At 58.9% G+C, this 12,270-nt stretch carries 11 protein-coding genes; 5 read left to right on the top strand and 6 right to left on the bottom strand.

What is annotated here, in order from left to right:
* Nucleotides 1-3 precede the first annotated feature (3 nt).
* A complete protein-coding gene (locus ACQR1W_RS17450; RefSeq protein WP_434851948.1) occupies nt 4-1,590 on the top strand; it encodes a methyltransferase regulatory domain-containing protein in 1,587 nt (528 codons plus the stop codon).
* Nucleotides 1,591-1,654: 64 nt separating this feature from the next.
* On the opposite strand, the gene ACQR1W_RS17445 is transcribed toward ACQR1W_RS17450, so the two are convergent.
* Nucleotides 1,655-2,284, bottom strand: coding sequence for a hypothetical protein (locus ACQR1W_RS17445; RefSeq protein WP_434851947.1), 630 nt, complete (start codon nt 2,282-2,284; stop codon nt 1,655-1,657).
* 181 nt (nt 2,285-2,465) lie between these two features.
* Here ACQR1W_RS17445 and ACQR1W_RS17440 point away from each other — a divergent pair, with 181 nt between their 5' ends.
* Entirely contained in the window at nt 2,466-3,341 is an 876-nt protein-coding gene (locus tag ACQR1W_RS17440; RefSeq protein ID WP_434851946.1) for a hypothetical protein, read from the top strand.
* 157 nt (nt 3,342-3,498) lie between these two features.
* Nucleotides 3,499-4,392 carry a DUF4399 domain-containing protein gene (locus tag ACQR1W_RS17435; protein WP_434851945.1) on the top strand — a complete coding sequence of 298 codons (894 nt, stop codon included), beginning with the start codon at nt 3,499-3,501 and terminating at the stop codon, nt 4,390-4,392.
* Between the two features lie 71 nt (nt 4,393-4,463).
* Here ACQR1W_RS17435 and ACQR1W_RS17430 read toward each other — a convergent pair whose 3' ends face one another.
* Both ACQR1W_RS17430 and ACQR1W_RS17425 read right to left on the bottom strand, forming a co-directional pair.
* The gene (locus tag ACQR1W_RS17430) at nt 4,464-5,708 is read right to left on the bottom strand and encodes an OmpA family protein (protein ID WP_434851944.1); all 1,245 of its coding nucleotides are present in this window, start codon (nt 5,706-5,708) and stop codon (nt 4,464-4,466) included.
* A gap of 29 nt (nt 5,709-5,737) precedes the next feature.
* Entirely contained in the window at nt 5,738-7,396 is a 1,659-nt protein-coding gene (locus ACQR1W_RS17425; protein ID WP_434851943.1) for a caspase family protein, read from the bottom strand.
* Nucleotides 7,397-7,408: 12 nt separating this feature from the next.
* Between ACQR1W_RS17425 and ACQR1W_RS17420 the strand changes: the two genes are divergently transcribed.
* Complete coding sequence (locus ACQR1W_RS17420; RefSeq protein WP_434851942.1) at nt 7,409-9,127, top strand: SUMF1/EgtB/PvdO family nonheme iron enzyme; 1,719 nt, start codon at nt 7,409-7,411, stop codon at nt 9,125-9,127.
* Nucleotides 9,128-9,189: 62 nt separating this feature from the next.
* On the opposite strand, the gene ACQR1W_RS17415 is transcribed toward ACQR1W_RS17420, so the two are convergent.
* The 3 genes from ACQR1W_RS17415 to ACQR1W_RS17405 form a co-directional block, all read right to left on the bottom strand.
* Nucleotides 9,190-9,603: a hypothetical protein gene (locus tag ACQR1W_RS17415; protein ID WP_434851941.1), complete on the bottom strand. Its 414-nt coding sequence runs from the start codon at nt 9,601-9,603 to the stop codon at nt 9,190-9,192.
* Nucleotides 9,604-9,859: 256 nt separating this feature from the next.
* Nucleotides 9,860-10,960: a calcium/proton exchanger gene (cax, locus tag ACQR1W_RS17410; protein ID WP_434851940.1), complete on the bottom strand. Its 1,101-nt coding sequence runs from the start codon at nt 10,958-10,960 to the stop codon at nt 9,860-9,862.
* A 159-nt stretch (nt 10,961-11,119) separates the two neighbouring features.
* Nucleotides 11,120-11,428: a hypothetical protein gene (locus ACQR1W_RS17405; protein WP_434851939.1), complete on the bottom strand. Its 309-nt coding sequence runs from the start codon at nt 11,426-11,428 to the stop codon at nt 11,120-11,122.
* Between the two features lie 232 nt (nt 11,429-11,660).
* Between ACQR1W_RS17405 and ACQR1W_RS17400 the strand changes: the two genes are divergently transcribed.
* Entirely contained in the window at nt 11,661-12,251 is a 591-nt protein-coding gene (locus ACQR1W_RS17400) for an HdeD family acid-resistance protein (protein ID WP_434851938.1), read from the top strand.
* The last annotated feature ends 19 nt before the right edge of the window (nt 12,252-12,270 follow it).

The raw sequence follows: 12,270 nt of genomic DNA, 5'->3' as shown, positions 1-12,270 counted from the left end.
ACCATGAACATTCAAACCGAGCATCGCCACCCGACTGCCGTCACCACCCCCTACGACGAGGTCTACTACCCCGGCCATGTCTACGGGCTCACACACCCGAACCATCTCGCAACCGTCGCTGCGGTTTACGGCATGCAGCCCGCGCCGGTCGAGCGCTGCCGGGTGCTGGAGCTCGGCTGCGGCGTCGGCGGCAACCTGTTGCCGATGGCCTTTCAATATCCGTGTAGCGAATTCATCGGCGTCGACCTGAGCGGCGTGACGATCGAGCGCGGTCAGCGAAACATCGCCACTTTAGGCCTGAGCAATATCAAGCTCCTGCATTGCGATATCATGAATGTCGACGCAGGTTTCGGGCAATTCGACTACATCATCGCCCACGGCGTGTATTCATGGGTACCGCTAGCAGTGCGCGAGAAGATGATGACGATATTCAAGCAGAACCTTGCGCCGCGCGGGGTCTGCTATGTCAGCTACAACGCGCATCCGTTCTCGCATCTTCGCGACATGGTCCGCGACATGATGCGGTACCACACCCGCCGTCTCACCGGGATGAAGGACAAGGTTGGGCAGGCCCGCGCGATCGTGAAATTCCTGAGCGAAGGCTCGAAGGCCAATTCGGTGCACGGTGCTGTCATGCGCGATCAGCTGCATCGCGTTCTCAACGCTCCTGACGAACTGTTGTTTCACGACGATCTCGACGAGGGCGCCGAGGCATTCTTGCTGCATAAGGTTGTCGAGGACGCCGGCCGCCATGGTCTGCAATATCTGAGCGACGCTGACTTCTCGCGTCGCTACCTCGCCGGCTATTCCGAGGAGGTCCGCGCAACGCTGCAACGTTTCCCCGAGAGTGAGTTCATGGCGCGAGATCAGTACCAGGACTTTATCGACGGCAACGGCTTTAGGCGTACCTTGCTCTGCCACGACGATGTTTCCCTCTCGCGCCTGATCGACCCCGATCTCGTCACTCGGTTCTATCTGCTGAGCACCTCCAGCCCGGTCCAGCCCGATGGCTGCGTGACTGACGATTCAGCGATGGAATTTGAGAGCCAGGACGGCAGCAGAGTCACGGTGACCAACCCGCTTCTGAAGGCTGCGCACCTATGTCTCGGGCGGGCGTGGCCGCGCGCATTGTCATTCGAAGAACTGCTCGATGGGGCCCGCGCGCTCTTGGCCGGCCGGTGCGCAGATGACGATCCGAAAGTGCTGACGGAAGCAATGTTTATCCTGGCTTGCAGCGGCGAGGTCTCCTTCCTGCTATCGCGCCCCTTTCTCTTGAAAGATGCCACCGACCGCCCGCAGGCGAGCCTGCTTGCGCGAAGACAGGCGCAAACAGGTCGGCTGGTCACGAATCTCCTCCATCAAACAGTGCAGTTGGAGGACGATCGGACACGGGATTTCCTGCAGCTGCTGGATGGTACGCGATCGATCGATCAGATCGTTACCGAGATGACCGAACGATTCGGCCCGACCGTTCGGCTGGACCAAACCGACGATGCCGGGCAGCCTGCCGAGCCGCTGGTGCTGTCAATTCGAGAGAGCGTTCAACGTTCGCTTGCGATGGTCGGCAAGCTCGGCCTATTAGCCGCCTGACGCGCTCAATCGCGCGAGGAGCCGAAAACTCCTCGCGCTTGTGAGAACGGTTCACCCCCGCTGGTCAGCCATCGTGGGTGTATTGCTGGCCAAGCAGCCATCCGGTGAGAATCCCGGCGGGTCCGCTGGTATAGACCGGGTCAAGGCCTACTCCAGCGCGGAGCAACCGCCACTCATGCTCGCCGACCCAGGGAATTCCTGGATCACCTTTCTGATATTGCGACAGCAGCGTTCGGGCCACCTCAGCAGCGTTTGCATAGATCGGGCCGTTCGCCCAACGAGGGCGCGGCAGGCCTGTCATACGGCAGTAAAGCGCCGTGCAGACATAGGCGGACGCTTCTTCGGCATTGGCATCAAGACCGGTGCGCAAGAGGTCGTAGGCCGCATGCAGGCTTTCGTGGACGATATAGGCCTCGTCCAGCCGCCCTGTCGCCGACACCACCTCCAGCGTGTTCGCCGCGACCGCTGTACCGTCAACTCGGGTTCGCGCGACGTCGTTATATTGCGCAGCAACGCCGGCCGGGAGATCCGTGGGAACGCGGACGCTGACCTGCCCGAGCCGGATCGCCCGCGCGACGTGATGGAACGTCTGAGGGGCAATCGTGACATGGCTGCCGCGGATCGGAAACCGGAAGCGAATGCGCGCGACAGCCGGACCGTTGAGCACGTCTAGAACCCTGCTTCGTAGTGACATTCTGATCGCCTCGCTGTCGACACCGCTCCCCACGTATGATGGTCGGTATTTCGAGTTCGGAGGTTCAAACGATCTCCTCCCGAGTGCGGCCGGAACCATTACTCAGCCGGCAGGCATTGAACCCGACCCGGGCGCCATTTGACCAATCAGAGACTAGGCCTGACTCGGAGCCAGCCCCGCGATGACCACCAGCCCGACGACAACTGACACGTATCGGAAGATCGCAGCGCGCCTAACCATGTTTCGGCCGCAGATCGATCTGACGAAATACTTCGCGGGACCCAACCCCGACGTGCGCCTCTACGACGAGAAGCCCTACATCCGACATCAACTGGAGAGGTACGGGGTCGCTGCAGCGACCAATACGCTCGACGGCGTCACCTTCCTCCCAAAGGACTGGAAAGACCTGATCGAGAAGCTGCGCATTGCCAAGACAACTGATGGATTCGACGCTTTCGCGGAAGGGAAAAGCCCGGAGAAGCCGTCGCATTGGGCCCTCGATCTGTCGATGGCGGCGACGATCGGCACAGGGTTTCGGGAGATCTGGCGTCCAAAACTGTCCGAGAGGCCGCTCTCCACGCGGGACCTCCCGGGCCGCCATGGCTTCGGGCTTGGACGCGACCGGGGACAATGGAGCGATGCCTATGGCGCGCAATTCGGCAAGGATCCACAGCCGCAGGACATCACCTCGCTGCATTTCGCAGTCGCGCCCGACCGGGTCAACGTTCACATCGACGAAACAGGCTTCGTGTTCGAGGGCGTCGACGGCGCGCTCACGGTGGGCCCGAACTTCGCGCACCACGCGGGCAATGAGCTGTTCTGGAAGAGCAACGCGCGTCTGCCGCGTTGGGCCGCCGAGCACATCGACCTGATCCTGCCGAACAGCGCCAATGACTTTTCGCGCGTCGGCGTCTCGATCGACATGTACCAGCGAAAGGACTTGCGCGTGACGGTCACCGGCTCATGCGGGATCTTCGGCGGGTTCGAATGCTCGGGCACCCTCAGCATCAGTGGGACGCACGATCTGTTGGGCTCGAAGCCGAAGGGCGCACGCTGAGCTGGATGGGGATTTTTGGCGGGTCGACGATTCAATGACCGACACGGCATGAGCAATTTCCAACAGATTTCCGTTTACTTGGCGGATCAATCGAATATCGTTTCACGCTGATATCGACCTTATTTTTTGCGATGATTGTATTCTCGGGGAGGCATTAATGACCAATAGGTTTCCGACATCCCTCGTCGTGTCGCTCCTTGGACTTGTTGTTTTGAGCGAGACTGCAATGGCGCAGGCTCCGACCGCCACTCCGACATCATCTGCGCCAGGCTCAGCAGTCTACTTTGTCGGCTTGAAGGACGGCGACACCATCCCCACAAAATCGACGGTCCATTTCGGCTTGCGTGGCATGGGAGTAGCTCCCGCAGGCTCTGACCGTGCCAACACTGGACATCACCATCTTATCATCGACGCCCCAACTCCATCGCTCAATGCAGAAATCCCGAGCGATGCTCAGCACGTGCACTTCGGCGCCGGGCAGACCGAAGCCGAGTTGACGCTGACGCCCGGCGAGCACACCTTGCAGCTCGTCTTCGGTGACAAGAACCATGTCCCGCACAGTCCGCCGCTGGTTTCCGATCGCATCAAGGTCAAAGTCGTTGATCAAGTGCCGTCGCCCCCGCCGCAGGCCTCAACGACCAACGGACGAAAGCCCTCCGCAAAGGACGCCAAGGAGTATTTCATCTATCCCAAGGACGGCTACTACGTTAAGCCGAGTCTTGTAGTCCGCTTTGGCCTGGTCAACATGGGCATCGCTCCGGCTGGGTTGGACAAGCCCAACACCGGTCACCATCATCTGCTGATCGACACCGAGCTGCCGCCACTAGACCAGCCGATACCTAATGACTTGAATCACCTTCACTTCGGCTCTGGCCAAACCGAAGCGAAAATTACACTGCCACCCGGGACCCACAAATTACGTTTGCTGTTTGCCGATGCCAGCCATGTTCCTCACGACCCCGCGATTTACTCGGACGTGATCACCGTGACGGTGACGCCATCGGGCCGTCCACCAAAGCGGCATCGCCATCACCGACGGTCATCAGAGTAAGGACGTAAGGTTCCGATGGAGTCGGGCTTCTAAGAGATACGCGTCAGAGCCCAAAAGACGCAAACCGGTCCTCAACAACGCCGCACATTGAAGTCGACGCGCCGGTCGATCGCATCGCTGGCGTCGTCCCGGCCCGTGCCGACGATTGGCTCCCTGGATCCGACCCCGATGGCCTTGAGACGGCTTGCAAGGCTTGGGGCGGCTCGCTGGAGGAGATCCTTGACAAATTGCGCTCGCAAAACTGAGAGTCGCTCGTTGACCGGCACAGGCCCGGTGTTGGACGTGTGGCCGACGACATCGATGCAAGCATCGCGCTGCATGGCCTGGATGGCGATCTGGCTCAGCCACATCGGATAGGACGCGGTGATCTCAGGATCATCCAAAAATTGCGTGGTTCCCGGTTTGAACAAGAGCCGCACTGATAGCTTCTCTCCTGCCAGGCTGTAGTCGACCAGCCTGCCAAAAGCTTCCGTTGCGTCCGCCCTCCGGTTCAGCTTCCAAGTGGAAAGATAAATGCCGGAGCGGACACGAAGCTGATCGCCTCCCGGCATTTGTAACGCCGTGCGATAGAAAGCCAGAGCCTCGCGGTAGCGCTTGTCGTCGTATTCAAGAATGGCATCGCTGACGTAGGCAGATGTCGCGATCCTCTCGATGTAGATAGCGTCCAGCGGATCGCCCGGCTTCGATCCCTGACACGCCTTGATGTAGGTCTTTGTCGCCGGATCATTGGCCCAGACAGGACTGTCTGCGAAGGCTGGGGAGGGGGTCGCATCGACGCCATCTGGTTTTGCGCGCGCAACCCCCTTTGAAACAATGCTCCCCTTGCGCAGATCGGCCAACGCCAAACAGATCCTGTAGGCGTCCCTCACGCCGTCGGGCGCCCCCGCGTTGTTGATCGCAGTAAACGTTCCGATGAGAACCAGAGGCGACCGGTCCAAGGCTTCGCTCGAAAAGGGAGCCACGACAATGCGCGGGTAGGACTTCGTGACCAGATCCTTGATGCGCTCCTGCATCAGCCGGGTGGCGGTGGACTGGGCGCCAGTTGCGGCATCGATCAAAGGATCGATCACCAGTTCCACCTTGGTGGGAGCTGACGGCAGGACGAGCTTGGAAAGCAGGTCGTTGGCGGCTCTCAATAGCGCTTCATCAAACGGAATTGGCGCGGGCGCCGGCGGTGGCGGTGGCGGTGGCGCGACCGAAGTTTGAGGCGGTGATGTCGTTGGTGGATTTTGGACCGCCTGTGCAAGCCCGTTCTGCCCGGATGCTACGAGCAAGCCGGCCACGCAAACAATGAAAGCTGTGCAACGATAATTCATGAACCATTTGCCCCAAATAAAGCCTCGTCCTAGCGGCAGAGCTTGAGCGCCGATCGATCCGCTTCTGCAATGTCACCCAATTGAGCGCGCGCGGTCAGCTCCTGACAGTTTGCCGACGATCGTTGGTGCATCGGCGCCGTGGTAACCCGCTTCTCGGTTGCAGTCGACGGCAGTCGCGCATTCTCTATGGCGACACGGCGATCAGCTTGCTCGCGGTCGGACTGCGTTTTGAACAGCTTCTCTTTCAACGCCTCTTCCAACGAAGCCCGCTCCGCTTCCAACCTCTTCTTGTTTGCCTCGAGAGCGGTGACCTCCGCCGCCAGCCGATCTTGCTCCTTTTTTTCTTGCTCCTTCTTTTCGCTAGCGGGAGGCGGATTGGCCGCCAACGCCTGATCTGTCGATTGATTTTGAGGGATCACATGCTGTTCATCCACGCGTCTGGCTTCGTTGCGCTTCCGCAGCTCGTCCAGCTCCGCGCTGGTTTTCCGAAAACCCGCCTCGGCTTGTTCCAGTTCAAGCCGCAGCTGCCGCTCTTTCTCGGCATATTCCCTTATAAGTCGTTCCCGTTCGCTGGTGATTTCAAGCGCAGCGATCCGGGCACGAGCGGCGTCTATAAGACTGCTCGTGGGAAATTTGGCAATGAACTCCTTGAGTGCGTCCGCATTTGCGGACGGCCCCAACCTTTTCCAGGCGTCCAGGTCGCTCTCCTGCGAATTCAGGTAAAACTCTCCAAGCAACGAGAAGGAGAGTTCGGGAGTTTGCCGACCCTGCGTGTCACGGTTCACGTCAATGGCCACATGTCGAAACAGAGTTCCTACCTCGAGCCCCGGCACTTGCATCTCCTGCAAGAGGGCTTGGGTGAAGGGGCTGTTACGTCCAGTACCATCGGCCGCAACCATATTTGGCTGGGTCGAGTAGGCGATCAGCATGCCTTGTGTTCGCTCGATTCGAGCGAGGCCTCTGGTGAGCTCACCACCGCGCGTCGAACCATGCTGGGCCACACGCTTTGCAAATGGACTGTTGCGACAGGCATCCAGAATGAGGAGGCGGATCCCGCTCGTATATCCGAGGGCCTCGATCACCTCGTCCAGTTTGACAAGGTCGAAAGGCATCATTGACCCCTCATCACCCGGCGCGTCTACCGGGACCAGGTAATTCTGCCCCTCGATCTGCAGGCCGTGTCCCGAATAATAAAAAAGGGCTGCTTCGGAGCCCTTCAATTTCTGAGCGAAACGCGTGAGCGCCATCCGCATACCGCGACCATCCAGATCGCGGCCATCGACGACATCAAAGTCCAGGCGCCGCAATTGCTGGGAAATGTCATCCGCGTCGTTCTTGCTGTTGCGCAACGGCGGCGCATTTAGATAGGTCGCATTTCCAATGACCAGAGCGACCCTGCCCTCGGCTCGAACCTCAGTCGAAATGCCGAATGCCGCTGCGAGCAGAAAAATGAGCAAACCAACAAAGCGAATAATCTTCACAGCACCAGCTTCCGCGAGATCATTGCCAGTCATAAACGAACATGACAAAGTATATTGCGGGCCCGGCGTCCCCGCAACTTTTTGTTGGAAATTCGTCAGCGTGTTAGCATAGTTCAATACCGCGAGTTGCCGACGAGCTAAGTGCTGCGGGTCGAATTGAAACGGCCCGGCCGGAATGTGCATCGTAACGGCGTCGCGAATATTCAAGGCAGATGGCTCATGGCTTTCGTGACTGGAAACCGCACGTTAGTGCTGCTCTTCGTTATATTGGCAGATCTCGCATTCTTTGCTGCCTCGTACGCTTTCGGACAGGACGCAACAATGCCGGGACCAGGAAAGCGCGTCGCCCTGGTCATTGGGAACGGAGCGTATTCGCTGTCTCCTCTCCCTGCGGCAACAGGCGATGCGAAGAGAGTGGCGCAGCTGTTAAGAGACGGCGGCTTCGATGTGGTCTATGCCGAGGATACGAAGAGAGCCGACATGGAAGCGGCGATTAAACGGTTTAGCCAAAAGCTGGGACGAGGTGACACCGTTTTGGTATATTTTGCGGGTCATGCGGTTCAAAGCCAGGATCGAAATTTTTTGGTCCCTGTTGACGCATTGGTGTCTTCCGATGCGGACATTTCCTCACAAGCGGTGGATACCGACCTTATTCTCGATCCGTTGATCGTTGACCGCCCGAAAGGAGCGGCGATCATTCTTGACGCGGCGAGAAAGAACGATTGGCAGCAAAAAGGCTCCACACGCGCAGCCGGCCTTGCAAATCTGCGTCCGATCCATGGAATAACCCAGGCCTACCCTGCAGCGCCCGGCGAGATTGTCGACGACCAGACGGGTTCTCAAGGCCTCTTTGTGAGCGAGTTATTGAAGGCGGCCAAGGTTCCGGGGCGGACGTTCAAGGATGCCTTCCGGCTCACCCGGACGGTGGTCGCCAAAGCGACGCGCAACAAGCAAGTGCCTTGGGAAACTTCGATCGATACAGCCGATTTCGTTGTTATGCCACAGGGCGGATCGAACAGTCTTGCACTCCGAGGGCCCCCGCATTCACCTGACTCCTTGGAACAGGGCTTTTGGGACACCATCAAGAGCAGCGACAGCGCGGCCAATTTTCAAGCTTACATCGATGCATATCCGAATGGCGCCTTTGTTTCGGCTGCGCGTGAACGGCTTCAGGCCCTCGTTCCCAATACCCCATCAAAGCCGCAGGCTACCGCTGAGCGCGCCCCCTCCTCCACGCTCCAGGATTGCGCCGAATGTCCGGAACTCGTTCTGATGCAGCCTGGCACCTTCGCCATGGGTTCGACGGAAATCCCCTTCGAAGGTCCAATCCATGACGTCTCAATTCGAAACCCGTTCTACATTGGGCGCTATGAAGTGACCTATGCTGAATGGGATGCCTGTCTCGTCGATAAGGGCTGCACCTACCGGCCAGACGATCGAGGACTTGGACGAGGCCGACGACCCGTGACAAACGTCGATTGGAATGACGCGAAAGCTTATATCGGATGGCTGTCCCGAAAGACTGGAAAAACCTACCGGCTGCCGACCGAAAGTGAATGGGAATACGCCGCGAGGGCATCAACGACTTCACCCTATTTCTGGGGGCGGACCATCGAGAAAGATCACGCCAATTGCTGGGGATGCACAACCGAACCTCGCAAAAGCACGATCGAGGTCGGGTCTTTCAAGCCAAACAGCTTTGGCGTTTACGACATGGCCGGTAATGCCGCCGAGTGGGTGGAGGATTGCTGGAGCGAGGGATATCGCGGCGCGCCGAGCGATGGTTCCGCGTTTGTAAAAAGCGGATGTTCGGAGCGCGTGCTCCGTGGCGGTGCCTTCAATAACGATCCCAAATATGTGCGGTCAGCGGCACGCTTCAAATACGACTACGATGTAAGATACCCATCGAACGGCTTCCGTGTCGTCCGTGAGCAGTAGCCGCGGCTCGATGCGGTGCCTGCCTCCCAGATGTTGCCCGACCGCAGCGATTGCGCATGCGATCAGTAAACCAGCTCTCCCGACTGCTTGCGCAGCTCCATCACCGTCTTGAAATTGAGCGCGATTTGTTGACGCACGGCTGCGTATATTTCCGCGCTGTTTAGGGTTTTCCTGCCGAGATGCCTGAACCAATGTCTGGCGGCTTTCTTGGCGAACGATCTTATGATGCTCGCGAGATCGGTAAAGCTGCCAGGTATCTTGCCATAGAATTGATCGTAGACAATGTGCACGTACCCCATTTTGTACGAAGCATCGATGGCTTCCAACAGAAGCCCCTGTGCGAAGTTGATATCCTCATCAGTAAGACTGGTTTCTGGAATGCCGTTCCCTGGCCAGAACAACTGCAGGATCGACCAAGCTTCATGCTTTGAGATGTAGATTTCAATTTTGGAAAACCTCCGCAATTCGATAGACATCGCAAATCCCCTCTCGATAACAGTCGAGATTCAATAACTAATACTACTTCGTTCCTGGGTGCAGGATACTATCATTCGCGGCGCGATCGCAGCTACTCGACTTTGTGGAATGCCGAGCAGACCAGACCTCGCTCACCTCCCCTTTTTGAGTGACCTGGCAGCGCGCCCAGTCTCCCACCCCTGAATACCGTTCAGCTCCTGGACTCTTATGTGTTTTCGCGGCCGCAGCGTGCCGAACACGTTGTTGCCGGAAATATCATCCTGGTGTTTGCGCACCTGGTGGAATGACGTAGAGGGTCATCGCGAAAATGACGTAGACAAAGAGGAGCAGCGCCCCGATGAACCATGCCGAGCGTCCGCTGTTGGTGATGAAAGTGGCCATGACGGCGGAGATCATCACCATGGTCACCGCACCGGGCCAGAACTGCAGATTCATCGGCGTAGGCCCCACGATGTAGCTGAGCAGGACCAGAACCGGCGCGACGAACAGCGCGATCTGGGAGGCGCTGCCAAGCGCGATCGAAACGCTCATGTCGAGCCGGTTCTTGCGTGCGGCCGAGAAGGCTACCGCCATCTCGGCCGCAGCACCGACAATCGACACGATGATGAAGCCGACAAAGGCCGGACTCATCCCGAATGTTTCCGCCGCCTTCTGCACGGACTCGACAAAGATTTCGCTCACAAGCGCGACCAGGACTGTGACGACCAGAAGCGTGCCGACCGCAACGCCGATCGGCCAAGGCGCTTCCGCCTTTTCATGCTCCTCGCTGGCAAAGAATTCCTTATGCGTGTGGAGCGAGAACACGAGGCCGAGCCCATAGGCGATGATGAGAAGGGCTGCGAGGCCGGTGCTGAGTTTTTGTGTGACGAGCTCGCCGTGGGTCAGATCGAGGTCTGCGACCGCCGACGGCGCCAGGAGCGCGACGGTCGCCATCAACAGCAGCGCCGAGTAGAGTCGCCCGCCGGCACGGTTATATTCCTGAACACGGTAATAAAGGCCGCCCAACAAAAATGATGCACCCAGCATGAACAGCGTGTTGGTAACGATTGCGCCGGCGATCGACGCCTTCACCAGCATGTACTGGCCTGCGTGAAGCGCGGTTACGGCGATGATGAGCTCGGTGAGATTGCCGAGCGTCGCGTTCAGCAGGCCGCCGACCGCATCGCCAGTCTTGGCGGCGACGGCCTCGGTAGCGTGGCTGAGCAGTGCTGCCAGCGGCACGATGGCAAGAACCGCAAGCACGAACAGAACCGTATGCGCCTCGGGCACGACCTTTTCGGCCACCAGCACGATCGGCACGACGACGAGCAGCCAGAGCAACGGATTGCGCCGGACTTCTATCAACAGGGATTGCATCGTGCCCACCTTTCCTTAGTAGATGCGATGGCGGGATGCTCGGCGAGGCGGATGGGCTAACGTTGATCTGGCTCAAACGGTGGCAGGCGCACTACGGATTGCTTCCGTCAGGCCCGCCTGAGGCGAAGACTGCGATTCCATGACCGGCACAGGCCGCCTCTAGCGAATGCCAAGGATTGAACGGCGATATCCGCTTCGCTGGGCTTCGATCATGCATACGAAGCTGCCGCTATGCCCTTTGGCAAAGTGCCTTTGTCCTTGCACGTAATAGATACCTTTGGTGAAATCGAGCCAGACGACGCGATCGCTGGGGCAATGCCTCTCGGCCTGCGATTGATGACGAAAGGCGGTCAAGGGCAGCGCAACGACTGGCTCGGTATTCGACGCCACCAAGAGGATCGCGAGCGTGGACAAACGCGCCAGTCGTTGCCTCCTCTTTCCAAAAAGAAAACCCCGACCGGAGCTCATTTTCTAATCCCGGGCCGCTCAATCAATAGATGTGATCACGTTCCGACGTATCATCCGAATCTTCCAGATGACAGCGTTTTCATTCCATTGATCCAAATCAAGACCCGTTCGGCGGGTCCAACTGAACTGTACGCATTATAGCTGCAACGCAACATGCGTGCGGCGCTGTGGGCCGAGGATATCCGAGGCGACGGCCTCAACGGCCGGCTGATGAGCGATGGAGACCAGGATCATGCGTCTTTCGAGCACGATCGCACAATGGAACGGAAGTTCAAGCCTTGATCAGGTCAGCGGCAAATGGGGCTGGGTCGTTGCTCTCGGCACCGCGTACATCATTGCCGGCTTCGTGGCGCTCGGCAGCATGGCGATGGCCACGGTCGCCAGCGTCCTGGTCGTTGGGCTGATGATGATCGTCGCCGGTATAGCGGAGCTGATCGGCGCCTTTCAGATCAAGAGCTGGGCCAGATCCATCCTCTGGGCCCTGCTGGGCGTCCTTTACATCGTCGCGGGGTTTCTTACCTTCGACAATCCCTTGCTTGCAGCGGTCTGGCTCACGCTCCTGCTCGGCGTGTCACTGCTCGTCTCGGGCGTGGTCCGCATTCTGCTGGCATTCAGCATGACCAGCCAGGCATCTTGGACCTGGGTCCTGCTATCGGGTCTGGTCACGCTGCTGCTCGGCCTCATCATCGTGCTGCGCTGGCCCGTCAACAGCCTCTACATCTTGGGCCTGTTCCTCGGCGTCGATCTCATCGTGGCCGGCGTTGGCTGGGTCGGAATCGGTCTCGGACTGCGCAAGGCTGGGCGGCGGGGCGCAGCCGCGTAGCTCGTAGCCTCCGGGCGAC

Origin of the sequence: Bradyrhizobium sp. HKCCYLS1011 (assembly GCF_051167795.1) — a bacterium.
Classification (GTDB): domain Bacteria; phylum Pseudomonadota; class Alphaproteobacteria; order Rhizobiales; family Xanthobacteraceae; genus Bradyrhizobium.
The sequence above is the reverse complement of the archived record's forward strand: the minus strand, read 5'-3'. Positions and strand labels throughout refer to the sequence as shown.

Bases quoted from the DNA above. Each gene is read 5' to 3' on its own strand.
- ACQR1W_RS17420 (WP_434851942.1), top strand. From the start codon at position 7,409: ATGGCTTTCGTGACTGGAAACCGCACGTTAGTGCTGCTCTTCGTTATA.
- ACQR1W_RS17405 (WP_434851939.1), bottom strand. From the start codon at position 11,428: ATGAGCTCCGGTCGGGGTTTTCTTTTTGGAAAGAGGAGGCAACGACTG.
- ACQR1W_RS17435 (WP_434851945.1), top strand. From the start codon at position 3,499: ATGACCAATAGGTTTCCGACATCCCTCGTCGTGTCGCTCCTTGGACTT.
- cax (WP_434851940.1), bottom strand. From the start codon at position 10,960: ATGCAATCCCTGTTGATAGAAGTCCGGCGCAATCCGTTGCTCTGGCTG.
- ACQR1W_RS17430 (WP_434851944.1), bottom strand. From the start codon at position 5,708: ATGAATTATCGTTGCACAGCTTTCATTGTTTGCGTGGCCGGCTTGCTC.
- ACQR1W_RS17445 (WP_434851947.1), bottom strand. From the start codon at position 2,284: ATGTCACTACGAAGCAGGGTTCTAGACGTGCTCAACGGTCCGGCTGTC.
- ACQR1W_RS17400 (WP_434851938.1), top strand. From the start codon at position 11,661: ATGCGTCTTTCGAGCACGATCGCACAATGGAACGGAAGTTCAAGCCTT.
- ACQR1W_RS17440 (WP_434851946.1), top strand. From the start codon at position 2,466: ATGACCACCAGCCCGACGACAACTGACACGTATCGGAAGATCGCAGCG.
- ACQR1W_RS17415 (WP_434851941.1), bottom strand. From the start codon at position 9,603: ATGTCTATCGAATTGCGGAGGTTTTCCAAAATTGAAATCTACATCTCA.
- ACQR1W_RS17450 (WP_434851948.1), top strand. From the start codon at position 4: ATGAACATTCAAACCGAGCATCGCCACCCGACTGCCGTCACCACCCCC.